At 69.7% G+C, this 26,418-nt stretch carries 26 protein-coding genes and 1 pseudogene; 17 read left to right on the forward strand and 10 right to left on the reverse strand.

The window, feature by feature from the left end; genetic code table 11:
- Positions 1-203 precede the first annotated feature (203 nt).
- Positions 204-1,538, forward strand: a complete 1,335-nt coding sequence (locus ACXJMZ_RS04150) for a DUF4419 domain-containing protein (protein ID WP_457028601.1) — start codon at positions 204-206, stop codon at positions 1,536-1,538.
- 13 nt (positions 1,539-1,551) lie between these two features.
- On the opposite strand, the gene bioD is transcribed toward ACXJMZ_RS04150, so the two are convergent.
- The 3 genes from bioD to bioB form a co-directional block, all read right to left on the reverse strand.
- Positions 1,552-2,274: a dethiobiotin synthase gene (bioD, locus tag ACXJMZ_RS04155; RefSeq protein ID WP_457028602.1), complete on the reverse strand. Its 723-nt coding sequence runs from the start codon at positions 2,272-2,274 to the stop codon at positions 1,552-1,554.
- On the reverse strand, positions 2,271-3,503 hold the full coding sequence (locus ACXJMZ_RS04160) for an adenosylmethionine--8-amino-7-oxononanoate transaminase (protein WP_457028659.1): 1,233 nt from the start codon (positions 3,501-3,503) through the stop codon (positions 2,271-2,273). The genes bioD and ACXJMZ_RS04160 overlap by 4 nt, the downstream gene beginning before the upstream one ends.
- A 67-nt stretch (positions 3,504-3,570) precedes the next feature.
- The gene (gene bioB / locus ACXJMZ_RS04165; protein ID WP_457028603.1) at positions 3,571-4,797 is read right to left on the reverse strand and encodes a biotin synthase BioB; all 1,227 of its coding nucleotides are present in this window, start codon (positions 4,795-4,797) and stop codon (positions 3,571-3,573) included.
- Between the two features lie 154 nt (positions 4,798-4,951).
- Between bioB and ACXJMZ_RS04170 the strand changes: the two genes are divergently transcribed.
- Positions 4,952-5,659: a hypothetical protein gene (locus tag ACXJMZ_RS04170; protein ID WP_457028604.1), complete on the forward strand. Its 708-nt coding sequence runs from the start codon at positions 4,952-4,954 to the stop codon at positions 5,657-5,659.
- Positions 5,660-5,693: 34 nt separating this feature from the next.
- Here ACXJMZ_RS04170 and ACXJMZ_RS04175 read toward each other — a convergent pair whose 3' ends face one another.
- Complete coding sequence (locus ACXJMZ_RS04175) at positions 5,694-7,871, reverse strand: RICIN domain-containing protein (RefSeq protein WP_457028605.1); 2,178 nt, start codon at positions 7,869-7,871, stop codon at positions 5,694-5,696.
- Positions 7,872-7,896: 25 nt separating this feature from the next.
- Complete coding sequence (locus ACXJMZ_RS04180; protein WP_457028606.1) at positions 7,897-9,792, reverse strand: glycoside hydrolase family 3 protein; 1,896 nt, start codon at positions 9,790-9,792, stop codon at positions 7,897-7,899.
- A 163-nt stretch (positions 9,793-9,955) separates the two neighbouring features.
- On the opposite strand from ACXJMZ_RS04180, the gene ACXJMZ_RS04185 reads away from it, so the two are divergent.
- The 4 genes from ACXJMZ_RS04185 to ACXJMZ_RS04200 all read left to right on the forward strand — a co-directional run bounded on the left by ACXJMZ_RS04185 (position 9,956) and on the right by ACXJMZ_RS04200 (position 13,501).
- A complete protein-coding gene (locus ACXJMZ_RS04185) occupies positions 9,956-10,558 on the forward strand; it encodes a TetR family transcriptional regulator (protein ID WP_457028607.1) in 603 nt (200 codons plus the stop codon).
- Between the two features lie 91 nt (positions 10,559-10,649).
- A complete protein-coding gene (locus ACXJMZ_RS04190) occupies positions 10,650-11,867 on the forward strand; it encodes a C40 family peptidase (RefSeq protein ID WP_457028608.1) in 1,218 nt (405 codons plus the stop codon).
- Between the two features lie 205 nt (positions 11,868-12,072).
- Entirely contained in the window at positions 12,073-12,870 is a 798-nt protein-coding gene (locus tag ACXJMZ_RS04195; RefSeq protein WP_457028609.1) for a maleylpyruvate isomerase family mycothiol-dependent enzyme, read from the forward strand.
- A 127-nt stretch (positions 12,871-12,997) separates the two neighbouring features.
- Positions 12,998-13,501, forward strand: a complete 504-nt coding sequence (locus ACXJMZ_RS04200; RefSeq protein WP_457028610.1) for an AAA family ATPase — start codon at positions 12,998-13,000, stop codon at positions 13,499-13,501.
- Between the two features lie 131 nt (positions 13,502-13,632).
- Here ACXJMZ_RS04200 and ACXJMZ_RS04205 read toward each other — a convergent pair whose 3' ends face one another.
- A complete protein-coding gene (locus ACXJMZ_RS04205; protein WP_457028611.1) occupies positions 13,633-14,043 on the reverse strand; it encodes a VOC family protein in 411 nt (136 codons plus the stop codon).
- Positions 14,044-14,767: 724 nt separating this feature from the next.
- On the opposite strand from ACXJMZ_RS04205, the pseudogene ACXJMZ_RS04210 reads away from it, so the two are divergent.
- The 9 genes and pseudogenes from ACXJMZ_RS04210 to ACXJMZ_RS04250 form a co-directional block, all read left to right on the forward strand.
- A pseudogene (locus ACXJMZ_RS04210) lies at positions 14,768-14,956 on the forward strand (helix-turn-helix domain-containing protein); the annotation flags it as partial.
- 126 nt (positions 14,957-15,082) lie between these two features.
- Positions 15,083-16,111: a hypothetical protein gene (locus ACXJMZ_RS04215; RefSeq protein ID WP_457028663.1), complete on the forward strand. Its 1,029-nt coding sequence runs from the start codon at positions 15,083-15,085 to the stop codon at positions 16,109-16,111.
- A complete protein-coding gene (locus ACXJMZ_RS04220) occupies positions 16,108-16,737 on the forward strand; it encodes an HAD-IA family hydrolase (RefSeq protein WP_457028612.1) in 630 nt (209 codons plus the stop codon). Before ACXJMZ_RS04215 ends, ACXJMZ_RS04220 begins: the two co-directional genes overlap by 4 nt.
- Before the next feature lie 37 nt (positions 16,738-16,774).
- Positions 16,775-17,296, forward strand: a complete 522-nt coding sequence (locus ACXJMZ_RS04225; RefSeq protein WP_457028613.1) for a hypothetical protein — start codon at positions 16,775-16,777, stop codon at positions 17,294-17,296.
- A gap of 176 nt (positions 17,297-17,472) precedes the next feature.
- Entirely contained in the window at positions 17,473-18,222 is a 750-nt protein-coding gene (locus ACXJMZ_RS04230) for a hypothetical protein (RefSeq protein WP_457028614.1), read from the forward strand.
- 172 nt (positions 18,223-18,394) lie between these two features.
- The gene (locus ACXJMZ_RS04235; protein WP_457028660.1) at positions 18,395-19,231 is read left to right on the forward strand and encodes a phosphotransferase family protein; all 837 of its coding nucleotides are present in this window, start codon (positions 18,395-18,397) and stop codon (positions 19,229-19,231) included.
- Between the two features lies 1 nt (position 19,232).
- On the forward strand, positions 19,233-19,901 hold the full coding sequence (locus ACXJMZ_RS04240; RefSeq protein ID WP_457028615.1) for a class I SAM-dependent methyltransferase: 669 nt from the start codon (positions 19,233-19,235) through the stop codon (positions 19,899-19,901).
- A 21-nt stretch (positions 19,902-19,922) separates the two neighbouring features.
- The gene (locus ACXJMZ_RS04245) at positions 19,923-20,471 is read left to right on the forward strand and encodes an HAD domain-containing protein (RefSeq protein ID WP_457028616.1); all 549 of its coding nucleotides are present in this window, start codon (positions 19,923-19,925) and stop codon (positions 20,469-20,471) included.
- A 249-nt stretch (positions 20,472-20,720) separates the two neighbouring features.
- Positions 20,721-22,349 (forward strand): hypothetical protein, encoded by a 1,629-nt coding sequence (locus tag ACXJMZ_RS04250; RefSeq protein WP_457028617.1) that lies wholly within the window; start codon positions 20,721-20,723, stop codon positions 22,347-22,349.
- A gap of 93 nt (positions 22,350-22,442) precedes the next feature.
- Here ACXJMZ_RS04250 and ACXJMZ_RS04255 read toward each other — a convergent pair whose 3' ends face one another.
- On the reverse strand, positions 22,443-23,336 hold the full coding sequence (locus tag ACXJMZ_RS04255; protein ID WP_457028618.1) for a carbon-nitrogen hydrolase family protein: 894 nt from the start codon (positions 23,334-23,336) through the stop codon (positions 22,443-22,445).
- Between the two features lie 156 nt (positions 23,337-23,492).
- Here ACXJMZ_RS04255 and ACXJMZ_RS04260 point away from each other — a divergent pair, with 156 nt between their 5' ends.
- Together ACXJMZ_RS04260 and ACXJMZ_RS04265 are read left to right on the forward strand one after the other, a co-directional pair.
- Positions 23,493-23,765 carry a hypothetical protein gene (locus ACXJMZ_RS04260; RefSeq protein ID WP_457028619.1) on the forward strand — a complete coding sequence of 91 codons (273 nt, stop codon included), beginning with the start codon at positions 23,493-23,495 and terminating at the stop codon, positions 23,763-23,765.
- A gap of 157 nt (positions 23,766-23,922) precedes the next feature.
- Positions 23,923-24,165 (forward strand): DUF7683 domain-containing protein, encoded by a 243-nt coding sequence (locus tag ACXJMZ_RS04265; protein ID WP_457028620.1) that lies wholly within the window; start codon positions 23,923-23,925, stop codon positions 24,163-24,165.
- On the opposite strand, the gene ACXJMZ_RS04270 is transcribed toward ACXJMZ_RS04265, so the two are convergent.
- The 3 genes from ACXJMZ_RS04270 to ACXJMZ_RS04280 all read right to left on the reverse strand — a co-directional run bounded on the left by ACXJMZ_RS04270 (position 24,145) and on the right by ACXJMZ_RS04280 (position 26,335).
- The gene (locus ACXJMZ_RS04270; protein ID WP_457028621.1) at positions 24,145-24,444 is read right to left on the reverse strand and encodes a DUF2283 domain-containing protein; all 300 of its coding nucleotides are present in this window, start codon (positions 24,442-24,444) and stop codon (positions 24,145-24,147) included. The two genes, ACXJMZ_RS04265 and ACXJMZ_RS04270, sit on opposite strands and share 21 nt — an antisense overlap.
- Before the next feature lie 72 nt (positions 24,445-24,516).
- A complete protein-coding gene (locus tag ACXJMZ_RS04275) occupies positions 24,517-25,332 on the reverse strand; it encodes a hypothetical protein (protein ID WP_457028622.1) in 816 nt (271 codons plus the stop codon).
- A 91-nt stretch (positions 25,333-25,423) separates the two neighbouring features.
- The gene (locus ACXJMZ_RS04280) at positions 25,424-26,335 is read right to left on the reverse strand and encodes a hypothetical protein (protein ID WP_457028623.1); all 912 of its coding nucleotides are present in this window, start codon (positions 26,333-26,335) and stop codon (positions 25,424-25,426) included.
- Between the last annotated feature and the right edge of the window lie 83 nt (positions 26,336-26,418).

The raw sequence follows: 26,418 nt of genomic DNA on the forward strand, positions 1-26,418 counted from the left end.
AGAGGGGGACAGACCCGCGTATTGCGAGGCAATCTAACTGCTATCAACCGATGACCGGACCGACCACCTTGAAATGCTCACTCAATCTCAACAAAACCCGAGGTCAAGGCGGTGGGCCCAGAGATGATGAAAGCTCAAATCTGACACACCGTCGGAATGCCCTTGCTGTTCCTAGAATCGGGGATGACGACCGAGGGGGAGATATGGCTTTCGAGATTTACCTGCCGCTCACGGATGACCCGGAGGGGAACGCCAAGGCTGTTCGGCTTGCCGGGGAACTCGGTGAGATCGGCAACGAGCGGTTCCTGCGGGCTGTTCTACGGGATCCGGCGGTTTTCCGCCATCGGAGCACCGACCGGCTGGTCGGCTGGGAGGCCGCGGCTCCGGGGGCGATCGAGCCGAACTCCAGTCTGTTGCTGCGGGCCCTCCACCTGTCCTTCACCGCGCACCTTCCGCTGAGTCTCTCGCCGGATCTGCTGTGGTACGCGGTCGTGCATGAGGTGGCCGTGCACGTTCGCCTCAACTCCGTTGCGTACGAGGGGCTGTTCACTGGTACGCCGGGATTTCGGCAGACCATCACCGTGTACGACGATTCGGCGCCCTCGGACTGGGAGCGCTCGATCAACCTGGTGCAGGAGCCGCTGCGCGAGCGGATCGGAACCGAGATGGCCGAGCTCTTCCAACCGGCCTTCTCGACCACGACGTCCGCCGATGCCACCGCCGCGTTGGTGGCGCTGATGGACGTCGTCAGCCCGTACTACCGTTTCCGTTGGAGGACCCTGTGCGGCATCCCCCGGATCCGGCTGGAGGGAACGGCCCGGGACTGGGACCTGCTGGCGGTGCGGGTGCGCGGGCTCGCCGACCGGTTCGAGGGGCTGCGGCCCTGGTTCACTGCTCTGCACCCGGTACTGGACGAGATCGCCGCGACGGCGGCAGGGCGAGGTGTTGAGCAGGAGTTCTGGCGCTCGCTCTACAAGTACCGGTCGCGATCCGGTGGCGCCTCGGTGACCGGCTGGATCAACGCCTTCTTCGCCCACCGGTACACCGACGACGGGCCGCGCCCGAAGGACGAGTTCGGCCCGGACAGTGCATCCGCAGGGGACTTCCCCTCCCACGTCTCGAGGGTCCCGTTCCGGTGGCAGACCCCCGCCGGCACCTTCGACATGGCCTTCCTCGGCGGAGTCCTCGGCATCGAACGCGACGAGGAGTGGATCAGGCCCCGGCTCGGCCACGCAGTGGTCGAGCTGCTCCCTGCCGCCGCCCCCCGCGACGACCGCCTGCCCGAGCCCTGGTACCTGGCCGACATCCAGCGCCTCACCGGCAGCCGGGAGGCCAGGCCGCTCGACACCCTCGGCACCGTCACGCACGAGGGCACGCTGCTCCAGGTCGACTACGGGATCGACGTGGAGGAGGGATTCTGCGTCGTCCGGACCGTGGAGGGTGACTGGTACCTCGGCGACCTGGTGTCCGAGGCCGGGGACATCCTGTGCTGGGAGAACTGCGGTCCGGACCTCGGCGTGGCCCTGCGGACACTCTGAACCCGACGGTGGATCAGGCCGGGTGGGCCGCCGTGAAGGCGGCTGCGTCCCAGGTGCCGCCGAGGGGTGGGGCGAGGAAGGACTTGGCGAGGGTGGGGAAGTCGGGGGAGTGCGGGGCGCCGTGCGGGAGTGCGCCGAGCAGCGGGGCCCCGGCGGCGCGGGGGAGGTCGGTGAGGTTGCAGCGGGTGGCGAGGTCCGGGTCTGCGGGCCAGCTGCCGATCACCACGCCGAGGGTGTCCAGGTCGCGGTGGCGCAGCGCCTCGGCGGTCAGGGCGGTGGTGTTGAGAGTGCCGAGCCCGGCGGAGGCGACCAGCAGGACCTGGACCGGGAGGCCGAGGGCGGCGGTGGCGAGCGCCTGGTCGGCGAGGGTATGGCCGTCGGCGTCGTAGCGGACCAGCAGGCCGCCCGCGCCCTCGACCAGCACCAGCCGGTGTACGGAAGCCAGTTCGGCCACGGCGTCGGCCACCTGCTGCGGCCGCAGCGCGGGCAGGCCGGACCGGCGGGCGGCGGTGTCGGGGGCCAACGGCTCGGGGTAGCGGGCCAGCTCGCGGATGGTGACGTGCGGGCCGGCCAGCCGGGCGACCTCCTCGGCGTCGCCGGGCTCGGTCGCGGTGACCCCGGTCTGACCGGGCTTCAGCACGGCCACCGACGGGGCGAGGGCGGCGACGGCTGCGGTGACGGCGGTCTTGCCGACCTCGGTGCCGGTGCCGGTGACGAACAGGACGGTGGCGGTCACCCGGCCACCGCCGCAGCGGCCACGGCCGTGGTGATCCGGGCCAGGTCGGCGTCGGAGGTGATGAACGGCGGCATGGTGTAGAGCAGATCGCGGAACGGCCGGAGCCAGACGCCCTCCCGGGCGGCGGCCTCGGTGGCGGCCCGGACGTCCACCGGGTGGTCGAGCTGGACCACCCCGATCGCGCCGAGCACCCGGACGTCGGCGACGCCGGGGAGCTCGGCCGCCTCGGCCAGCCCCTCGGTCAGTCCGGCCTCGATCCGCTTCACCTCGGTCCGCCAGTCCTGCCGGAGCAGCAGGTCGATCGAGGCATTGGCGACGGCGGCGGCGAGCGGGTTGCCCATGAAGGTCGGCCCGTGTGCCAGCACCGGCAGTTCGCCCTGGCTGATGCCGTCGGCGATCCGCGCGGTGCACAGGGTGGCGGCCATGGTCAGGTAGCCGCCGGTCAGCGCCTTGCCCAGGCAGAGCACGTCGGGGGAGACCCCCGCGTGGTCGGCGGCGAACAGCTCGCCGGTCCGGCCGAAGCCGGTGGCGATCTCGTCGAAGATCAGCAACACGCCGTACCGGTCGCAGAGTTCACGCAGCAGCCGCAGGTAGGCGGGGGAGTGGAAGCGCATCCCGCCCGCGCCCTGCACCACCGGCTCGACGATCACGGCGGCCAGCTCGTCCGCGTGCTCGGCGATCAGGGCGGCCAGCTGTTCGGCGTACGCCTCGTCCGGCTCGGCCGTGAAACCGGCCGGCGGCTCGCCCGCGAACAGCTGACGCGGCAGCACCCCGCCCCAGAGCTGGTGCATCCCGCCCTCGGGGTCGCAGACCGACATCGGGTGGAAGGTGTCGCCGTGGTAGCCGCCGCGCCAGGTGAGCATCCGGCGCTTCTCGGGCCGGCCGGTCGACTGCCAGTACTGCAGGCACATCTTGATCGCGACCTCGACGGCCACCGAACCCGAGTCGGCCAGGAACACGTGCCGGAGCGGCTCGGGGGTGATCTCCACCAGCTTGGCCGCCAGCCGGACGGCGGGCTCGTGGGTGAGCCCGCCGAACATCACGTGGCTCATCCGGCCGAGCTGGTCGCGGACCGCCTCGTCCAGCACCGGGTGCCGGTAGCCGTGGATCGCGGCCCACCAGGAGGACATGCCGTCGATCAGCTCCCGGTGCCCGGCCACCGGCTCGGCGAGCCGGAGCCGGACCCCGGCGGCGGACTCGACCACGTACGGGGTCGAGGTGCCGGGCATCGGCGCGTACGGGTGCCAGACGTGCGCCCGGTCGAGGTCGAGAAGGGTGCTCACGGTGCGTCAGTTCCTAGGCGTTCGGGGCCAGTTCGGTACCCGCGCCACGGCGGCGGACCCGGACCAGGTCGGAGCGCAGCTCGTCGTTCTCGTGCGTGTCGGTGGCCTCCGGGGTGTGGCCGCCGCACGGACCGCAGCCGCCGGTGCCGCAGGCGTGCGCCTCCTCGGCGTCGCCGGAGCCGGAGCTTCCGCAGCCGCCGCCACCGGTGCCGCAGCCGCCACCGAGTCCGGCCTCCGAGCGGTGCCGGGGCAGGGTCGGCTCGCCCGCGCCCTCCACCTCGAAGCCCGCGTCCGCGATCATGTCGAGGTCGGTCTGACCGGCCTGGCCCTCACTGGTGAGGTAGTCGCCGAGGAAGATCGAGTTGGCGATGTGCAGGCCGAGCGGCTGCATCGAGCGCAGGTGCACCTCGCGGCCGCCGGCGATCCGCACCTCGACGTCGGGGCAGACGAACCGGACCATCGCCAGGATGCGCAGGCAGCGCTGCGGGGTGAGGTTCCACTCCTTGGCCAGCGGGGTGCCCTCGAACGGGATCAGGAAGTTGACCGGCACCGAGTCGGAGCCGATCTCGCGGAGCGCGAAGACCACGTCCACCAGGTCCGCGTCGCTCTCGCCCATGCCCGCGATCAGGCCGGAGCAGGCGGAGAGCCCGGCGCCGTGCGCCTTGGTGACGGTGTCCACCCGGTCCGCGTAGGTGTGGGTGGTGGTGATGTCGCCGTAGGTGGCTTCCGAGGTGTTCAGGTTGTGGTTGTAGGCGTCGGCGCCCGCCGCCTTCAGCCGCTCGGCCTGGTTGTCGGAGAGCAGGCCCAGACAGGCGCAGACCTCGACGGCCTCGTTGGCGTCCTTGATGGCGGCGATGGTGTCGGCCACCCGGTCGATGTCACGGTCCGTCGGACCGCGTCCGCTGGCGACCAGGCAGACCCGCTTCGCGCCGCCCGCGAGACCCGCGGCGGCGGCCTCGGCGGCCTGCTCCGGCTTGAGCCAGGTGTACTTGAGGATCTCGGCCTTGGACCCGAGCCGCTGCGAGCAGTAGTTGCAGTCCTCGGGGCAGAGGCCGCTCTTGAGGTTCACCAGGTAGTTGAGCTTGACCCGGCGGCCGAACCACTGACGGCGCACCCGGCCGGCGGCCGCGACCACGTCCAGCAACTCGTCGTCGGTGGTGGCGAGCACGGCCAGGGCCTCCTCCCGGGTGGGAGTTTCCCGGCGCAAGCCCTTGGCGGTGAGGGTGTCAAGCAGATCCATGGACTTGATCCTGCCCGGGGGACGTGGAGTCGCGCCAGAGGGAACCACCCAGAAGATCTCTCGGAACGTGTGCGGGTTGTCACAGTCACCCCGGTGCGGTACAGCGCCGCCCCCGTGGGTCCGCTCGTCGGATCATCCGTTTAGAATCTGCGCCATGACCACGCAGGGGGAACGCCACACCCATCGGGCGCACGGCAGCCGACGCCGGACGATCGCCCTCTGCACCGTCGGCGCGGTGGCGATCACCCTAGGGGTGGTGGTGGCCAAGACCGGCGACTGGCTGGAAGGCGCCGGGCGGACCATCCAGGTGGTCTCCTCCGACTCCGTGCCGCCCGTTCAGCCGCTGTCCGAGAAGGACTTCTTCGTGGCCGAACGGTACTTCCCGGCCGCCAAGCCGATCGAACAGGACGGGTTCAAGGCGCTGCGCACCGCGGGGCGCCAGGGCGAGCCCTGCGTCGAGACCATGGCCGACCGTGCACGTGACGTGCTGCGCGAGACCGGCTGCCTGGGCTATGTGGCGGTCGGGTACCTCCGCGAGGACCGGCAGGTGACCAGCAGCGTGACGGTGCTCCGGTTCGCCGACCAGGCGGGGGCCGAGAAGGCCCGGCAGGTGTTGGCGGCCGACAGCACCGCGATCGCCTTCGTCACGGCCGACCCCGCCGCCACCCCGGCGGCCTCCGGTTCCCCCTCACCGGGCGCGGCCAAGCCGGTGACCAGTACTCAGGTGGAGGCGGTCGGCCACTACCTGACCGTCACCTCCTCGCGCTTCGCCGACCAGCGGGCGGCCGCCACCGACAACACCTTGGACACGGCGACCCGGGCGGTGTCGTTCACCGCCCGGGCGCCGTTCATGTGGCTCTGATCAGGAAGCTCTGATCGTGTGGCCCTGAGGGCCGTTACGGATAGCTGACCAGGTTGGCCACGTTGCTGCCGGAGTTGGAAGGTCCGCCGGTGCTGTTGATCACGTGGTTGATGGTCCCGGTGCCGCCGAGCGAGACGGTCACCATGTCGTGGAATCGCACGCCGCTGCGGTTCGGCACCTCGAAGGCGTGCTCGGCCACCACCGCCGGGTTGACGTTGAAGTAGCAGTAGCTGCCCAGGCCCCAGGCCTCGTGCGTGGTGACCGAGTCGGCCACCTTGTACGCGGCGTACCCCTTGGTGGCGCCGTTCGTCCAGGCGGCCTGGTTCGGCGGGTCGTAGGGCATCTCGTTCTGGTAGAAGTACGTCCGCCCGCCGTTGCCGTTCCAGATCACCTGGTGCTGCTGGTAGTGCTCGACGAACAGGCCGTACATGGTGACGTCGGTGCCGTTCACCACCAGCCCGGTGGCGGCGGTGTTGCTGGTCCAGCCGACGCCGCTGCCGTGGTCGGCGCGCCAGATCCACATGTGGTCGCCGATCACGTCGGAGCTGTTCACCACCAGGCTCTGGGTGGCCTTGCCGACGCCCGCGCCGCCGATCCGGAAGAACACGTCGTGCAGCGAGGTCGGGTCGGCGCTGTGCCGGGCGGCCGTACCGGCCGGTCCGATCTGCATCAGCACCGGGGAGTTGACCGGGCCCGCGTCGATCAGCAGCCCGGCGATCTTCACGCCGTCCACGTCTGCCACCGTCATCGCGGTGATCCCGTTGTCCGGGATCAGGGTGGCCAGGCCGAGGCCGAGCACCACCGTCCCGGCCCTGGCGACGTTCAGGGTCTGGTCCAGGTGGTAGACACCGGGGGTGAAGAGCAGGTGCTTGCCCTGCCCGAGTGCGGCGTTGATCTGGGCCGCGGTGGCGCCCGGCTTCACCACGAAGAACTGGTCGATCGGCAGCGAGGCGCCCGGCTGGCTGCCCGAACTCCAGCTGGTGCCGGTGGAGTTGCTGCGCAGCGCGGGCACGAACACCCGGTACGCCCCGGCGGAGTCCACGTACAGGAAGGGCTTCTCGCGGACCACCGGGGTCTGGGCGACCGTGGTGTAGGGCGGGTTCGGGAAGGTGTTGGCGGGGGCGTTGACGTCGCCGACGAAGACCATGTTCCAGTTGGAGCCGCTCCAGCTGCCCCACTGCGAGTTGCGGGACAGCCACTGCTGCTGGGAGCCGGAGCGGACCTGGCCGTCGATCTTCGAGTCGGCCATCAGGCCACCGCTGGACCAGCCTCCGTCGTCCAGCTGGAGGTTGCCCCGGACGTGCATCCGGCGGTAGGGGGCGGCCTGCGAAACTGCCCAACGGTCGGTCCCGGAGGGCGGGTTGACCGAGAGGTTCTCGGCCGAGCGCCAGAAGTTCTGGGTCGCGTTGCCCTGGAACCAGTCCGCCTCGGCGTGCACCCCGCCGTTGATCGTGACGTCGTCGGGGGAGAGGCCGAGACCGGCGACCTGGGTGTAGAAGCCGACGTTGGCATCGACGTTGTAGCTGCCGGGCTTGAACAGCAGGGCCTGGCGCTGGGTGCCGAACTGGTTGGTCTCCTGCTGCTGGAAGACCGTGTTCAGCTTGGACTGGATCGAGGCGGCGGGCATCGACGGGTCGAAGACGGTGACGTTCGGCCCGAGGTCGGGATTGCCGGGGGTGACCGGGGCGCCGAAGGTGAAGGACTGGGCGGTGGTGCCGTTGCAGGCGTACTGCTGGAGCACCACACTGTCGGCCGTCGAAGCACCGGGCACGTCAAGGCACTTGCCGCTGTTGCGGTTGACGAGGTGGTAGCCGCCGCCGGCCTCCTCGACCGGCAGCCACTGCTGGTTGGCGCCGCCGCCGTACGCCCAGAGCTGGAGCTTGGCGCTGTCGGCGGTCGAGACGCCGGTCACGTCGATCACCTTGGTGGCGTCGTTCAGGTTGGCGATCCGGACGTAGCCGGAGTCGGTCGGCTGGAGCTGCCACTGCTGCGCGCTGGTGCCGTTGCAGGCGTACTGCTGGACGGCGGTGCCGTTGGCGGTGGCCGCAGCCGCGGCGTCCACGCAGCGGCCGCTGTTGCGGTTGACCAGGGTGGTCCAGCCGGTCGGGACGGCGGCCTCGGCGGGTGCGGAGGAGGAGACCAGGGCGGCCGGTGCCAGCAGGGTGGCAGCGGTGAACAGGCGTATGCCGTAGCGTCGTTGTCTTGGATTCACGGGTGTTCGCTCCTGATGTGGGGGATCAGCGGCGGGTGGTCAGGCCGAAGCCGTACCGGAACAGCGGGTCGTAGTCGCGGTCGCCGACATTGATCGGCTCCTGGGCCTCGCTGCGCGGCCAGCTGACCGGGAGCTTCCCGGAGAAGCCGCGCTCGCCGAACAGCACGTCGGCCACGCCGGCGCCCTCGCTGCCGGGCAGCCAGGACATCACGAAGGCGTCCAGCTTGGGCAGTTGGTCGGTGATGATCTGCGGGCGCCCGGCCACGTCCAGCACCACGCAGGTGGCGATGGCGGAGCAGACCCGGTCGATGTTCGCCCGGTCGGCGGCCGAGAGTTCGAGGGTGTGGCCGTTGTTGCCGACGTCGCCGACGCCTTCGGCGTACGGGGTCTCGCCGACCACCACGATGCCGACCTGGTAGCCGGCGGTGGGGGCCGAGGCATCTAGGCTGTACGCGGCGTCCGGGGCGTACTGGCGGATGCCCTCGAGGATCGTGGTGGCGGGGATGGTGGCGCCGGAGGCGCCCTGCCAGCTGACCGTCCAACCGCCGGCCTGGTTGCCGGGGTTGTCGGCATTGGCGCCGGCGACGTAGATCCGCTGGTCGCGCTTGAGCGGCAGCGCGCGGTGGTCGTTCTTCAGCAGCACCTGGGACTTGGCGACCGCCTCCCTGGCCACCGCGCGGTGCTCGGGCGAGCCGATGGTGCCCGCGTACCGGCGGTCGGTGAACGGGTGCTCGAACAGGCCGAGTTCGAACTTGGCGCGGAGAATCCGGCGGACGGCGTCGTCGATCCGGGCGGTGGTCACCCGGCCGTCCTGCACCTCGGTGAGCAGCGCCTGCTCGAACTTGGCGGCGCTGTACGGCACCATGAACATGTCCAGCCCCGCGTTGACCGCCGTCCGGACCTGGGCGGGGTAGTCACCGGGCAGTTGGTTGATCGCGTCCCAGTCGCTGATCAGGAATCCGTCGAAGCCGATCTTCTGCTTGAGCACCTCGGTCAGCAGCTCGTGATGGGCACTCATCTTCACCGGGTTGCCGACGCCGTCCTCGGTCCAGTCCACGCTGGAGTAGGACGGCATGATGCTGCCGACCCGGTGCTCCCGGACCGCCGCGACGTACGGTGCCAGGTCGATCCGGCCGAACCGTTCGTGGGAGGTGATGGTCACGCCCTGGTCCAGCTTGTAGTCGCCGGCCGAGGAGCCGTAGGCGGTGGAGCCGTCGCCCGCGAAGTGCTTCGCGGTGGCCAGTACCCGGTCGGGGCGGTCGAGTTGGCTCGCGTCGCGGCCCTGGAAGCCGTCGATCGCGGTCTCCAGGCTGGTGACCAGGTCGGGGTCCTCACCGAAGCTCTCGTAGGTGCGGCCCCAGCGGTCGTCCCGGGCCACGCACAGGCAGGGGGCGAACACCCACTGCGGCCCGGTCGCCCTGGTCTCGGTCGCGGTGATGTGGGCGGCCTCGCGGACCAACTCCGGGTCACGGGTGGCCCCGAGGGCGATGTTGTGCGGGAAGACCGTGGCGCCCACCAGGTTGCCGTGGCCGTGCACCGAGTCCACGCCGTACAGCAGCGGGATGTGCAGCCGGCCGGCCAGTGCGCGGGCCTGGTAACCGTCGACCATGTCGGCCCAGGCAGCCGGGGTGTTGGGGGTGGGGGTGGAGCCACCGCCGGAGAGCAGCGAGCCGAGGCCGAGCTCGGTGATCTTCGCCTGGTCGCCGTCGACCGCGTTGCGTTCGGCCTGGGTCATCTGGCCGATCTTCTCCGGCAGCGTCATCCGGGCCAGCAGGTCGTTCACCCGGCGCTCCACCGGCTGGCGGGGGTTGAGGTAGGGCGAGGTGCTGCCCGCGGCTGCTGACGGTACGACAGAGAGCGTGCCAGCAGCGATGGTTGCGGTGGTGAGCAGGGCAGCGCCGAGCAGGGTGTGCCGTTTCATGCAGGTGTCTCCAGTCCTGGGTGGGTGCCGGAGGTGCGTGGCAGCAAGCATGAAAGCAGACCTACCGAGTGGTTGGTAAGTAGTTGGCGCTTCTTTGTTCAATACTTGAAGTTACTCGTGAAGTAACCCGTGGTCAGCGGCGCGGCGCCCGTACACTCGGGCGATGAAGAGCGGACAGACCGTCAGACCGGCCCGGGTGAGCCGGCGCGAGGAGATCCTCCGGATCGCGATGGAGACCTTCGCCACTCGGGGCTACCACCACGCCTCGCTGGCCGAGATAGCCGACCGGGTGGGGCTCACCCAGGCCGGACTGCTGCACCACTTCCGGTCCAAGACCGCGCTGTTGAGCGGGGTGCTGGCGCTGCGCGACGAGTCGGACATCGAGCAGCTCGGCACCGAACGGCCGCGCGGTCTTGCCTTCCTGGACCACCTGGTCGACACCGCGCGGCACAACGCCGAACGGGAGGGCATTGTCCGGCTGTACACCGTGCTCTCCGCCGAGAGCGTCACGGACGGGCATCCCGCCCAGGGTTACTTCCGGGAGCGGTACCGGGGCCTGCGGGCGATGGTCGCCGAGGCGCTGGTCGAGGCGGCCGAACTCGGCGAGCTGCGGGCCGAGTTCGACGTCGGGTCGGTGGCCGCCGCGATCGTCGCGGTGATGGACGGACTCCAGGTGCAGTGGCTGCTCGACCCGGGCGCCGTCGACATGGCGGCGAGCACCCGACGGGCCGTCAGGGTGTTGCTGGCCGACCTGAGAAGTCACTGAGGAGTGTGGGTCGGAGGACTATCGGCGTGCGTTGCGCCGGTGCTTGAATGGCCGCCATCAATCCCCGGTCCCCACAGACTTGGACGGCCCTGTGACTACGCGCGTAAACCTGGTGCCACGGTGGATACTTCGCCCGCTGAGATACGCCGCTCTGCTCTCCGTCATCGCGTCCCTCGCGGTCTTCTTCGCCGGCGTCCAGCCCGCCCAGGCGGCCCCCGCCTGCGGCGTCCTCGCCTCCGGCGCCGCCCCGCAGGCCGCCTCTGCCGTCAACGCCGCCTGCGGCCTGATCGGCACCCCCTACTCCTGGGGCGGCGGCCACGGCGCCCAACCCGGTCCCTCGTACGGAAGTTGTGATGCCTCCAACGGCGCACCCAACGACTGCAACGTGCGTGGGCTGGACTGCTCGGGCATGGTCCGCTACGCCTACTACCTCGCGGTCGGCGCCGACGTGATCAACGGAACCACGTACACCCAGTGGCCCACGTCCCGCGCGGTGGCCCGCTACTACCGGGGCGACGGGCTCGCCCCGCTGCTCCCCGGCGACCTGGTGTTCTACGGGGCAACGGCCGCCGGCATCCACCACGTGGCGATCTACCTGGGCCAGGGGTACATCGCCGAGGCGCCGTACTCCGGCGGCTACGTCCAGGTGGCGACGCTGTACTCGCACGGCGACTACTACGGCTCAATCCGACTGTACGGACCGGGTGGTGGCTCCACGACCCCGCCGCCGTCGGGTGGCGGCCAGTACTGGGTGGACACCTTCGCGAACGCTTCGGTCTACGGTTCGCCGACCGGTACGACCGCCACGGGGACGTTGTACCAGGGCACCAACTACGTGTTCTGCAAGGCGTGGGGGCGGGAGGTGTCGAGTGGCGGGAGCTTCAACCACTGGTGGCTGAAGACGGATCCGGACGTCGGTCCTGGGGGTCAGTGGGTCTCGGCGTACTACCTCTCGCGCTGGGGCAACGACGTGGMCAAGGACAACAACGGCACCGTGATCCCCGACTGCGCGGGCGGCGGCGCTCCGCCGACCACGGGGAAGTACTGGGTGGACAATTTCGCCAATGCTTCGGTGTTCGGCTCGCCGACCAGTACGGCCGCAACGGGGACGCTTTACCAGGGCACCAACTACGTGTTCTGCAAGGCCTGGGGGCGGCAGATTTCGAGCGGGAGTAGCTTCAACCACTGGTGGCTGAAGACCGATCCGGACGTCGGAGCGGGTGGTCAGTGGGTGTCGGCGTTCTACCTGTCCCGCTGGGGCAACGACGTGGCCAAGGACAACAACGGCGCAGTCATTCCGGACTGCTGACACTCGTTCGGAATCGCCACCGTCACCCGTGCACCGTGGTCCGGCACTTGTCGGGCCACGGTGCACCGCGTGCACCGCGTGCACGGCCTGCGCGCGGGTCGCCGGGTGCCTGAGCGGTGGGAGGCGAGGACGTCCGCAGCGGCCAACCGGCGGCGACTGTGAAAATCGCTGTCCGATCACCGGAGCACAGTGATAGACATCCGGCGTGGAAAAGAATCTTGAGTTCACTGACCTGCTGCGACTGATCGATGAACGGTCGACCGCCTTCCGCGCCGCGGTCGCCGCCGCGCCCAGTCTCGACGCACCGGTGCCGACCTGCCCCGGGTGGACGCTGTTCGATCTGGTGAAGCACCTGGGTGGGGGAGACCGCTTCTGGTCCGCCATCGTCGGTGCGGGGCCTGCCGACGCTCCCCCGGCCGAGGCCGCCGCTGCGCGCGCCGCTCTGGAACTGCCGCGGGAGCGTGAGGCCCTGCTGGCCTGGCTGGCCGCGTCGACGCAGCTTCTGCTGAGCGCCCTGCGCGAGGTAGGACCGGACGCCGGCTGCTGGGCGTGGTGGAGTGCCCTGCAGACGCCGCGGACCTCCGGCGGAGTCGCCCGGCACCGGGTCCAGGAGAGCGCGGTGCACACCTACGACGTCCAGCTCGCCGCGGGCGCCCCGCAGCCGCTGCCGGCCGAGGTCGCCCTCGACGGTGTCGAGGAGTTCCTGTTCACCGTCTGCGCAGCGCAGAGTGCCTGGCCGCACAAGCCCACGGCCTTCGACTTCCACGCCGCCGAGGGCCGCTCCTGGCGCCTCACGGTCGACGGCGACGGCGCGCGCTCCACCCGCATCCCCGCGCCCACCGCCGCGACCGGCGAGGACTCGGACGCAGCCGGCGCCGCCGTCCATGGCACGGCCAGTGAGTTGGTCCTCTACTTGTACGACCGTATCAAGGCCGACTCCCTGCGCGTTGACGGAGACGCGGGGCTGCTCGACCTGCTCCGCGCCTGGGAGCCGGAGGAGTAGGACGTAGCGACAGGTGGACGTTGTTGTTCTCGTGCGCTGGCGGCTGACGCCTCACAGGGTGTCGTCACCGATCGAGTAGTGCTCTGACCGCAAAGGTTCGCCGGCTTGGTCGGTCTAACCTGGCTCCGTGACAGAGCAATTGAGCACGGTGGTGCTGATGTGCGGTCTTCCCGGAGCAGGCAAGTCCACCTACGCGATGGATCTGGTGCGACGCGGTTTCGCCCGGCTGTCGATCGACGAAGTGGTCTGGCAACGACTCGGGCAGCGCGACGCCGGCGTGGTGCTGGAAGCTGAGGCGTTCGACCGGCTCAAGGAAGTGATCCGCCGCGAGCAACGGCAGGAACTGGTCGAGCTGATGCGGGCCGGGCGCGACGTGGTGGTGGACTACAGCTTCTGGAGTCGCGCCGCCCGCGACGACTACAAGGCGCTGATTGAGAGCCACGGTTGCCGCTGGGAACTGGTCCACCTCAAGGCTGACCGGGCGACGCTGGAGCGCCGCCTCGAAGTACGGAGCGGCGTAGCGGGTGCCAACGCCGTCACCGTGGACGAGGCGCTGTTCAACCGCTACCTGGCCAACTTCGAGGAACCGGAGGGAGAGGGTGAGCAGCTCGTCATGCAGTCCTCGACTTGAGGATCTGCGGCTAGGACGTCAGGGTGGCGGGCACTGGCGTTGCGCCGACGGACGCACGATCTGCTGCAGCCGCTGCTCCTCCTCCTGATCAGTCAGCCTGCGGACCCTGACGGCCCTGCTCAGGGAAGGTTTCACCGTTGGGCGTACGGCCGGGTCATGATCTCCATGTTGTGGCCGTCCGGGTCCGCGAAGTAGGCGCCGCGGCCGCCGAAGAGACGGTTGATCTGCCCGGGGTCGGTGTGGCTGGGGTCGGCGTAGTAGGTGACCGCGATCGCTTCGAGGCGGGCGATCATGGTGTCGAACTGATCGTCGGGCACGAGGAAGGCGTAGTGCTGCGGCTGGATCGGCTGGTCGCGTGTTTCGTAGTAGTCGAGCGTCACGCCGTTGGCCAGGTCGACGGGCAGGAACGGGCCGAGCGGGGCGCTGACCCTCAGCCCCAGGATCTCGGCGAGGAACTCGGCCGACAGCCGGCGGTCCGTGGCGTGGACGACGGTGTGGTTCAACTGGACGGCTGTGACAGGCAGTTGGTGGTCGTGCGGCATCTGTGCTGCTTCTCCGAGTCTTGGATTCCGTTGAGAGGAGGCGCCGCGCAAGGGCGCTGGAAGCGAAGACGCGGAGGGGGCGGGCCTCTGGCCCGCCGGATGCTCACGCCAGAGCCGGGCGTCTCACTCGTGTATGGCTCAAGGCCGACCCGGCAGTCACCCGACGGACTCTAACGCCTGGTCAGGGGTGGAGCAACGCGACCGGTGGACGGCGTCCGGCCGTCAATGAGCTCCTGGCGCTGCACATCGCGGCCTGGGCCCGTGCAGTTTCGGCAGACGCCTCGTTGCGGTACCGGGTCGTGGAACCTGTCGCACTCGGCGTACCGGGCCGCCGGTCGTTCGACCGGGACGCGGAGCGGCGGCATCTTGCGCTCCAGGCGACTGTGCAGCACGGCAACGGGCGAGTGCGCCGTGCCAGGCAGGCCGTCCAACAATGCGCGGGCCAACTCGCTTGTTGTGCCTCCACGTTCCACCCAGCGTGCCACCAACGGTGCCAGCGTCAGCGCCTCGGTCTGGCCCAGCCGCAGCCGGGGTTCTGGCCGGACCACCCTCAGCAGGGTGTCCGCCGCCGCGAGGGTCAACGGGTCCGGCTCGGGCCCGCCCCGCCGGATTCGTTCCCTCGGTTGAGGTACGGAGTCGACCGTTCCCCGCCAACAGAGCGGCCCCGGCGAGTACGGTTGCCGCCTGTAGTGGAGCGATCACGGACTTCGGGGTGTGTCCAGTGATGGAGATCGACAAGATCATCGGTCGGCGCATCGAGAAGGGCCGGAGGCGCAAGGGCCTGCTTCAGCACGAGCTCGGTGCCGAAATGGGCAGGTCCGAATCATGGATTGGACAGGTGGAGCGCGGGGTCGCTGCACTGGACAGCCTGAGCATGGCGGAGAGGGTCGCGGGTGCGTTAGGTCTGACGGTTGATCATGTTCTGGCGCTTGACGTGCGGTACGGCACGGTTCCTGTGGTAACACAGTCACCCAGATCACACCTGCCTTCCTCGCCTTCGCCACACGCGCCTTCGCCCGATGCGGAAAGCTCAGAAACTGTGCTTCGACGTACCTTCACCCTCGGCTCGCTGGCCGGCCTGACCGCCGCCATCGCGGGTCTGTCGCCCGACGCCCGAGCCCAGGTCCGCAGGCCGTCGGGGGGAAGCGTGGACCAGGCCACGGTGGACGAGCTGCGGTCGATCGGCGGCAGCTACCGCCGCTCCTACAAGTCCTTCCCAGCCTCCAGCCTGGTCCCGGTGGCCCATGACCAGCTGCAGCTGGTCATCTCACTGCGGCCGAAGGACCAGCCCCTCCACCTGCGGAACTCCCTGCTAACGCATATGGCGGAGATGGCCGCGCTCGCCGCGGTCCTGCTCTCGCTCGACCTCGGCGACCAGGAACAGGCTGACGCCTACATGGACCTCGGTTACCAGATCGCCAAGGAGATCAGCAGCCCGGAACTGGCCGCGCTGATCCTCGGCGGACGGGCCTTCCGCACCTCCTATGGTGGCGATCCGGATGGCGGTCTGGACTATGCGCTCGCCGCCGTCGACGCGGCCGAGCGCGGAGCGTCGAAGCGGATGCGCGCGTGGACGAACGCGGTCGCCTCCGAGATGTACTCCTCCACCGGTGACGAGCACGGCTTCCGCTCCTCCATGGAGGACGCCCGCACCCTGCTGTCCGGCCCGATGGACGACGAACGCTGGGGCGGCATCGCCTGGTTCGACTTCTCCAAGGCCGACGCTTACGAGGGCAGCGACCTGGTCCGGCTCGGACGGCACGCCGAAGCCCTGCCGTCCCTGGACCAGGCGATCGAACGGCTGTCGCCCGAGATGCTGCGGCACCGCTGCACTGCCTACATCTCCCGCGCCGAGGCACACGCAGGCGCCCACAACGTCGAGGCCGCCTGCGAGGACGGCCACGCCGCCCTCGAACTGGTCGCCCAGGTCCAGCACCGCGAGACCCTCCGCCGCGTCACCGAACTGCACCGCAGTCTGCGGCTCCACAAGACGGCCGCCACACGGAGTCTGGGCGAGCACGTGATCGACACCCGAACCCTCCTCAAGACCACCGGGAGCGCCGCATGAGCCGCCGCACGGGCCTGATCCTCGACTTCGGCGGGGTGCTGACCACCAGCGTCGCCGGATGCGCGCTCGGCTTCGACCGCCGAGCCGGCCTGCCGGAGGGCACCTTCCTGTCCGCTATCGCCATGAACCCCGAAGGCGTCGCGTTGTACGCGGACCTGGAGCGCGGCACGATCACTCAGACAGAGTGGAACGAGCGAACGGCCGCCCTGCTCGGCATCGACGGCACCAACCTGCTCGGCCGGGTCCTGGAAGACCTGCACCCGGAGCCGTCGGTCATCGCCGCAGCCCAGGCTGCCCGCGCCGCCGGGATCAAGGTCGGGATCTTCTCCAACAGCCTTGGCAGCGGGCCATTCGACATCTACGACGGCTACGACGTCGACCGGCTCTACGACACCGTGCTGATCTCCGAGCACTACAAGATGCGCAAGCCCGACCCCGAGATCTACGAGATTATGCTCGACCTTATGGAACTGCCAGGCGACGCCTGCGTGTTCGTCGACGACACCGCCCGCAACCTGGCGCCCGCCGACGAACTCGGCATCGCCACCATCCTCGCCATGGACCCGGCGCACACGATCGCGCAGATGGAACAGGAACTGGACCTCCCACTCCGAACGCCACAATGATCTCCGCAGGATCGGCACGAACGGGAATGGGCCAAGCATGACGATATGGGTTGTCCGGGCCGGGGAGACCGGCGAGCGAGCACAGTTCGCGTTCGCCAACCAAATCACCACGCTCAGCTTCCGGGAAATCGGTGACCTCACCGCCACCACGCGCGAGGCGGCCATCACCGCTCTCATGGAGAAGCCGAGGCTCGACAGCGGAAAGCTCTATACCTACCGCGCCGCCGTCAACGTCGTGTCCCAGCTGAGCAGTTTCATCGACAACGTCGCCGGCCGGGACCAGATCGTCATGCCGATCAACGGCAATCATGCCTTCGCGTTCGGCACGATCACCGGCCCGTTCGTCTACCGGCCTGACTTCGAGGAGAACCGGCGCCAGACCCGTGCCACGGACTGGTTCGGCGAGGAGGTCACCCGCGCCGAGCTCGCCCCGGACCTTCGCACCGCCCTTGGCTCACAGCTGAGCATCTACCAGCCCAAGATGGCTGACGCCCAGTACCGGCTCGCCCAACTTGCCGCTGGTAGCCCCGATCCCGGACCGCGCACCAGACAGGTCTAGACCGAGCCGCAGTGGGACTGCGGGCCCACAGCGGGGCTGCGGATGCGGAACTCGGCGGGGCGGCACTGTGGTCTCCAGGCCGCCCCGGGTGAGACAGGAACCCCTTCCTGATCCGGGGCGGCCGGCCAAGCCGCACGGCACCCCAGCCAGGGTGCCCACCCGGAACGGAGACCCAAGTGACCAGCACCGTCGACACCACGACGATCACGGTCGAACTGCCCGAGGCGTTCGACCAGCGATGGAACCGCCTGCCTGGCATCATCGTGGACGGCAAGCGCATCGCCATCGACCCGGACCAGTACTTCTTCCGCTTCGAGACCGACTCCTGGCTCGTCATCGACTGGGCCACCGTCCAGTCCGACCTGCTGCACGTCAGGGAGAGCGAGGCGTCCGCCGTCGAGCAGATCGCCCTGGACTTCATCAAGGCCCACGGCCGCTCGACCACCGACGCCGGCGAGGTCCTGGCCATCGCCTACCAGGTGTACTCGTACCTGTTCCGCGAGGAACACCTGGCTGCCCTGGGCCTGCCGCAGGTCACCGCCGACCACCTCAGGATGCTTCGCGAGGCGGCGACGTTCATGGCCCTGAACAAGGTCGAGTTGAACGGGCACATCTCCAACGTCGGGCCGTGCTGGTTCTTCCCCTCCGCCACCGGGGTCGTCTTCGACCTCTCCGAGGAGGACGGCCAGATGCTCGACGAGATCTACCACGGCGGTTGGTTCAACGAGCACCGCCGGATCGAGGGCATCCTCGCGCACACCGCGCTCGGCGGCCGGCTTGTGCACGGCTGCCAGTCGGTCCCCGACCAGTCCGGCGGCGTGGTCGCCCCGTACGGCACCTTGATGGCCAACTTCGCCACCGAGCTCGCCGCGTTCAAGGCCGAGTGGATCGAGCAGGTCGAGTCGCACCGCGTGACCCCGGCCTGAGCTTCGAGTTGAGCACTGGTGCCGGGGGGGCGGGGGCGCCGGCCGCCCCGGACCAGCCCAATCCCCGGTTTCCCCAAGAGAGTTCGGAGCCCCCGTGGACACCACACTCGTCACCACCCTCCTCACCGACATCTGCTCCGGCGCCGGCCTGCCCCAGCCCGCCCGCGACCCGATGCGCGTCTGGTCGTTGTCCGGGGTCGAGCGCCTCACCTTCCCCGACGGCACGACTGCGATCTACAAGTTCGCCACCGAGCCGTTCACCGGCGAGGACCAGGTCCTTCGGGCCGCCGGCAAGGCCAACATCCCGGTGCCTGCGGTCATCGGCGCGATCGTGCGCGACGACATCCTCGGCATGGTCATCGAGGACCTGGGCGAGCCCGTACGCGAGGCGCTGGACACCGACGGCGTCGTGGCCGCCGTCGCCCTGCATGCCACCGACCCGCTGCCCATGCTCCCGGTCCTGGACGACGATGCCCTGGCCACCCTCCCCGCTCTGGCGCTCGGCCACCTCAAGCGCCTGCGCGCGAGCGGCCGGTGGACCAGGGGCACCGACGACATCGCCGACATGCTGGACTCGCTCGCCGCCTGTGCCGCCAAGCGTGCCGACGGCGCCACCACTGGACCGTGGGGCCTGGTGCACTCCGAGTTCCACCCCACCAGCCTCCACATCGGCGAGGACGGCTGGCACCTGCTCGACTTCGCCCGCGCGTTCAACGGCCCCGGCCTGCTCGACCTCGCCTCGTGGCACGGCACCATCGACGACGCGGACCCCGCCCGGCTCCGGCCCTTCATCGAGGCGTACGTCGCTACCGGCGGCAACCCGGGCGCCCTGGCCGAGCGCGGCGGCCTCGCCCCCGAGGCGTGGGCGCTCGGATGGCACCGAGTCTGGGCGATCGAGTGGTTCATCGAGCAGGCCCTGCGCTGGATCAACGACCCCTCCAAGGACGAGGTGTACATCAACGTCGTCCGTCGTCACCTGACGACCGCCGTCACGCTCCTGGAACCGTGACGTGGACGCCTGGGACACCCGCGCCGCCTATCGCCTCGCCGAGCGGCCGGCGGGCCGCCTGGATCCACCACCGCGGATGGAGTGGACACAGCGGCCCGGCATCGGCCCCGCCGCCGAGCTCCTGGGCGAGGACCTGACGGGGCACCGGGTCGTCGAGCTCGGCTGCGGTGCCGGCCACAACACCGCCCATCTCGCCGCAGCCGGGGCAGCGGTCGTCGGCGTGGACCGCTCGGCCGGGCAGATCCGCCGCGCGAAAGCCCACTACGGCCACACCAGCGCCGAGTTCGTGCACGCCAGCGCGACCGTTCACCTCAGCCGGGGCGCCGAGCGGCTGGACGCGATCGTCTCCGTCTTCGGGGCGATCGGCACCACCGAGCCGACCCGCGTGCTCGCCGCGTGCTCGCGCCGCTTGGCCCGCCGTGGTGTCCTCGCCTTCTCTCTGCCGCACCCGCAGCGGACCGGCACCGTTCCCGTCAGCCCGCAGACCCGCGACACGGTGACTCTGCCGGACGGCACCAGCGCCGCAGTCGACCGCTGGGACATCGGCCCGGCCGGATGGGTCCGCGCACTCAACCGGGCCGGCCTGCTGGTCACCGGCATGCAGAACCTGTTCGCCCCGGCCGATGCACGTTGGCCGACCACCCTCCTGATCACCGCTCGGAAGCCCTGACCAACCCTCTGGGAGGCACCGATGCACGAGATCCCGTACCTGCTGCTGGACATAGACGGCGTGCTGATCCCGTTCCCCGCGGCCGACAAGTCCACGCCGGCGACCCACACTCGCCACCAAGTCCACCTGACCGGATACCCCGACCCGATCTGGGTCTGGCTCAACCCCCAGCACGGCCAGCTGATCACCAGCGCCGTCCACACCAGCATGGTGCGGCCGGTGTGGTGCACCACCTGGCGCATCGACGCACCCCGCCTGATCGGCCCCCTGCTCGGACTGCCCGCCTTCGAACACATCGAGCTGCCCCGCCTGCCGATCACCACCAGCCACCCCGACGGCTACCTGTGGAAGCGCGACCACGTCGAGACCTGGCTCGCCGGCGCCCCAGCCGCGTGGATCGACGACGACTTCACCGAACTCGACCACCAGTGGGCCACCGACCGCGCCGCCGCCGGATGCCCGACGCTGCTGGTCGAGCCCGACCCGCACACCGGCCTGCAGCCCGACCACGTCATGGCTGCGCTGGAATGGGCGATCGACCTCACGAGCAGCAAGGACGGGGGCCGATGAGCGCCCACCACGCGGCACCGGCCAGCGCGTGACGACGTGGCCAGGGAGAACAACGGCGCGGTAATCCTTGACTGTTGACGAAGAATCTCCGGGGCTGGGGTCGGGCGGCGCACCGCCGTCCGCCCCGGCCGTGCTGCTGAACTGGCGCGATGAGCTGGTGCGGTAAAGCAGTTGTGAGGGCCCCGTGGTCATGTCAGCATCGCCCAGCCGTCGCTCTCGACGGTACGCAGACATCCAGGGGGAAATCAGATGGGACTTTCCATAGCAACAGCAACAGCAACAGCAACAGCCATCGGTCGAGGGGCGACCGGCCTGCTCACCGCCGCACTGCTGGTGGGCGGTACGGCCACCGGGGCAGCGGCGACGCCGAAGCCGCGCCTTGCGCTCACCGCGCTCGCCTTCGCCCAGGCGTCGGTGGACGCCACCTCCGGCAGTGCCCGGGCGACGGTGGAGTGGACGGTGACCGACACCGAGCAGGCCGCCACCAACGTCCTTGGCAACGTGGTGATCCAGCAGGTCGGTCCGGACGGCCGTCCGGTCGGGCGGGGGTACCCGGTGAGCTTCGCGTTCCAGCGGAAGTGGGACACCAGGGCCACCGTGGTCTCGGGGACGGCACAGTCGGCGACCTACCGCTACGCGTTCCCGGTGCCGCGCTACGCGGCCGTGGCCAACGCCACCTGGGCGGTGGTGGGTCTGACCGCCGCCGACGACCGGGGTACCGAGCTCTCGCTCGGCCGGGCCCGGCTGGGTGACTTCCCGAACAGCTTCACCGCGACCGAGCTGACCGACACCACCGGTCCGAGTGTGGAGAACGCGTACCTGACGTACGGACAGCCGGAGTACCGGTACGTGGACGGCCGACCGGTGGCCGTCTCCTACGAGGTGGTCGCTGCCGACTACGAAGCCGGCGTTCTCAAGGGGGAGTTGACGGTCCGTGGGCCGGACGGCACCACCCTGACCGGTGGGTTCGTACTGGAGGCCGACAGCAACCGTCAGTACACCTGCGGAGCCGGCCCCGCGAACGGTGACACCGAGGAGGTCCGGTGCCGGGTCGAGGTGGAGCTCCCGGCGAACGCCGCCACCGGTGACTGGAAGATCACCCGGGTCCGGCTGACGGACAACACCGGCAATGTCGCGGTGCACCGCAATCAGGAGCTCGCTCCGCTGCACCTGACCCGGAACGCCGTGCTGAAGGCGACCGACTTCTCGATCAGCCCGAAGGTGTTCAACAACTGGACCTCCCCGACCGAGGTGACCGTCGGGCTGAAGCCGGTCGGACTGAGCGGGGCCATCGCCTCGGCCACGGTGCTGACCACCGGTGACTGCAGCGACCAGACGGTCGAGGCGCCCGCACTGGAGGCCGACGGTACGCTCGCGGTGCGGCTGTGGATCCCGCCGATCTACCCCCGAAGCTGCACCGTCACGGGGATCGCGTTCCGGGACGTTTCGGGGGCCTCGGCGGCGTACGGAGCGGCCTTCGGAGGCCCGGCTCTCGACCTGACGGCCACCCAACTGCCGGACAGCACCGACCCGGTGGCCACCTCGGCGGTGCTGAGTGCGACCGAGATGCGCGCCAGTGAGATGCCGCAGCAGCTGGGCCTGGCCATCGAGGCGACTTCGCCCGTGGGCATCAACGGCGCCTCGTTCACCGTCTACGACGCCAACGGCGTGTCGCACGGCGGCAGCAGCGGTGGGGCCGGGGAGGGCCCGGACGGGAAGATCCACCTGAGCACCCAGGTCTACCTGGCGCCCGGCCGCTACACCGTCGGCTTCACCGTCACGTCCACCGGCGGCCGGTCGGCCCAGTACGGCTACCCGAACGGCGCAGGCCAGCCCGGACCGTCCGGCCCGCTCGCCTTCACCGTACTCGAGGGCTGACCTCAGCTGTCTTTGGGCGGCCTTCGCGTGATCCGGAACTCGCCTAAGAGTTACGGGACTTGACGCGAAGGCCGCAGTGGCCCACCCCGCCGGTCAGAACGCTGTGCGGGTGTCACTGCGGGGGTCGCCGACCGGGATCCGCTCGTCGTAGAGACCGGCTCGGGCTGAGCGGCGCCACGGGCGGGCGTAACGAACGGCCATCTCGATGTCCCTGTCCTTCGAGTCGAGGTCGATGTCCGCGACTGCCAGGGCGGGACGTCCGTCCGCAGGACAGCGCGCCAGCCATCGGCCGCCGGGCGCGACGATCCCGGACGGCACTGTGGCGCTGAACTGGGCCGGGACCGAGTAGCCGAGCCAGTAGTTGTGGAGCGTTCCGTACGCCTGGGCGACACGGGCCCGGGGCGCGTCGTCGACCATCACGGATAGCAGCACACAGTCGACGTCCAGGCGCTCGTACTCGGCGAACACCTCCGGGAAGTTGGCTTCGATGCACAGCGCGAAGCCGAGCCTGATGCCGTCCACCTCGACGACGAGCGGGTGCCGTCCCGGGGAGTACAGGAAGGAGACCTCAGTGTGCGACAGGAACCGCTTGTCGTACCGTGCGACCAGGTGACCGTGGTCGGAGACGACGTAGAGGCTGTTGTGCGGCCGGCTCGGTGGCGTCAGCGGGTGGATGGATCCGAACACTGTCCACAGGCCGAGCTTCCCGGCCAGCGCAGTGACCAACTCCGCTTCCTCGCGCAGGACTTCCCACGCGGCCCGGCTCCAGTCGGCCGGAACCAGTTCGCCGGTCGGCCCGGCCGCCATCACGTGCTTGCTCGGGTAGGTGATCGCCCCTTCGGGGAACTGCACCAGCCGCGCACCTGCTCCGGCAGCCTCGATCATCAGGGCCCGGATCTCCTGCCCTGCCGCCCGCAGTGCTCCTCGATCCGTGGGGTCCTCCGGCACCGTGCTCTGCGCGACCGCCAACCGCAATGTCCTCGCCACGCCGTGACGGTACGGCACGCCTGCAACCATGGCCAGACGTCGTAGCCGTTCTGACCGGATACGAGCGGTCATGCTCGCCGGCGCGGACGATACCGGTTCGAAGTACGGGATCGGACCCCGATCGACGCAGGCCGACGGGGCTCGTAGCCGGACGTCGTGATCTCCCTCTCCAACCTTCACCACGTATCGGTTGCCAAACCCCCGCAGATCGCCGGCAGTTTCATCGACGAGATCTCCTTGATCCACCTGCCGAAGCTCCCACATACCTGGCCTGCTGACGCCGCCCGCGGTGTCCGGCGATTCGACGGACTCAGCGACCTTGCATGGCTGCGGATCGTCGGGCCGGCCCAGGTCGACGCCATCGGCTCGATCGTGACCGTCTACACCGCGATGAGCGACGACCAGGCCTCGACGATCCAGATTCCCTGAGGTGACGAGCGAATAGGACCAGGTCGGTTGAGACCAGGGCCGGGTCTGTACCGCGACTTCGAGCCGACGCCGGGAGCCGCAGGATCGTGTGTACGACCGACGCCATCGAGGCGAGCAGACCAACCCCGCAGACAAGGGTCGCAAGGTGAAGAAGTAGATGTGGGAACTCGAGATCTTCTCGAAGCAGACTGAGGTGCTGATCGAGGCGCTGCCGTTGCGGACGCTCCGCGGTGCGGACGTGCGGATCCTGCTCGGCCTGCCCACCGGTGAGGATGTCTACGCGGGCGGCTACCCGGTCGGCGGGGATGTCCTCGACGAGCTCTCCCGGCTGGCAGATCACTCGGTCCTACAGGACGCGGACAGGCCCTGCTGGCGGGCCTTACGGCTTGACGTGGCGTGAGGCAGCTTTCCTGTTCAACCGGTTCAGGCGTCTCCGGCGTCTCCGGCGTCTCCGGCGTCCAGACGAATCGAGCAGGTACTCGGGCAGTTTGGAGCTGGCCGCCAAAACCTCGACGCCGATGAGACGCCCTTGCTCGTCGAAGTCAAGGTTGATCATGCCGCCGACCGCCACCGGGTCGCAGGGATACATGCGCGAGACTTTGGTGCGAACCTGCGGATCGGTGAGGTAGACGTACGCTGCGTTCGCAGTCTTGTCGTAGGTGACTCTGACGTCAGCCATCGCTCGGACACTCCTTTGGTGTGGTTTCGGCACCGTACAGGTCGTCGGAGATTCCAATTTCGGATCCAACGGTCAGGTCGCGGTGGGGATGTAGTGCGCTGCTGCGAGTTTGGCCATCGTCCGAAGTTGCGTGAAGTAGGAGGCGCAGTACTCCGAGTTGATCAGAGGCACGATCTTGTCGAGGCCCGCGATGCACGCCCAGAGGATGGCAACGCCGTTGTCGTCGAGCCCGACGTTCAGCTCCCTCTGGACGAGGCCGGAGACGTCGGCGTCCAGGAGGATCAGCTCCACGCCCTCGATGTCCACGCCGCGGAAGCTGTCGGGGTACGGGGCGCGACGGTGTTCCTCCCACAGCCGGGCGAGTCGGTCTTCGGGCCTTGCTCGGCTCCTGTCGACAGCTGCTGCTTCTGCCTCAGATGGTGAGTGAAGGAGTAGGGAGACGGCATCGAAGACGGCACGAACCATGTCGATGGCCCTGGCCGGGTGGAGGGCGGCACTTGTCACGGTGCCCTGGTTGAGGTTGTCGCGCAGTAGCCGACTGCGGTCGAGTTCAGCGGCGAGTTCGGCCTCGATGAGCCCTGCAGCAGTAGCCCGCTCGATGAGGTCCTGGAGTGGTTCGTTGATCGCCAGACGCTCGGCAAGGACATGCTCCAGAGCGAACAGGGAATGGGTGACGGCGACGGTGGCGAACTCGTACCGGTAGTAGGAGTGTCGGATCAGCTCGCGGGAGGTTTCCATCGCGCTCATGACGTACATCGACGCGTCGCCGGGCAGCACCAGGTCGGCAACCAGGGCGTGCATGTCCGCATAGTCGAGAACGAGGTCGCGGGCGCGCAGGTCCTGTACTGGTGCAGGGAGCGGGCCGGGCAACCGCGGCAGGGGGTTCACCAGCGCAGTCTGGTCGTCCGAGGCTTTTGGTGCCATCGGATTTGGTGGGGGGAGGTTCGCGACCCGCTGCCGTATCCCGCCATTGAAGGGCTCAGCGGGGTGACGGGGACAGCGGCGAACGGAGCCCGGCCGTCAGGGAGTTCCTGGCGTCGCACATGGCGGCCCGGGCTCGCGCGGCGCCGTTGCGGGCCACGGTTGCACCGCTGCCGACCGGGACCGTTCGGCCGCCGAGGCCCGTGCAGGTGCGGCAGACGCCCCGTGGCGGGACCGGGTCGTGGCACCTGTCGCACTCGGCGTATCGGGCCGGCGGCCGCTGCGCGGGGGCGTGGAGCGGCGGCATCTTGCGTTCCAGGCGACTGCGCAGCATCGCGACGGGTGAGTGCACTGTGCCGGGCAGCCCATCCAGCAGCGCTCGGGTCAAACCGCCTGCTGTGCCGCCACGTTCAACCCAGCGTGCCACCAACGGTGCCAACGCCAGGGCCTCGGCTTCGCCCAACCACAGCCGTGGCTCCGGCTGGACCACCCGCAGCAGGGTGTCCGCCGCCGCGCGGGCCGTCTCGTCTGGAATGGCTTCGGCTCCGGCTGGCTGGTCGTCAGTTCGGCGGCGGGGGAGGGAGGGTGCTTTCCCCGGGTCCTGTACAGAAGGAGTGGCTGCCCGGCCGGTACCCGCCTCACCGGCACCCGGAGGGGCGACACCCGGCAGCGAAGGCGATTGCGGGGTGTCGAAGACGTGGGCCTCCGAGCGGACGGTGCCGTTGGGCAGTCGTACGGTGTCGACCCGGTAGTACCCGGCCACTGTCAGCTCTTTCAACGCCCGGCGTACGGTGCCCCGGCCCTGGGTGCTGGAGTCGGCCATCTGCCGGCCGTCCTCCCGCCGTCCGTCGGGGCGGGAGAGCAGGTCGACCAGCAGGCCACGGGCGGTGTAGCTGAGCCGCCGGTCCTGGAGGAGTGCGTTGGGAAGCACGGTGAAGTTGCGCCCGTGGGCGCTACGATGAATTCGCATCGGGAGTTGACGCTCCTGTTGCCGGACCCCGGGGTGTTGTCGCACCGCCGGGGTCACCTGTCATCGGTTAGGGCACGGAACGT

The sequence above is a fragment of the Kitasatospora sp. P5_F3 genome (genome assembly GCF_054049135.1).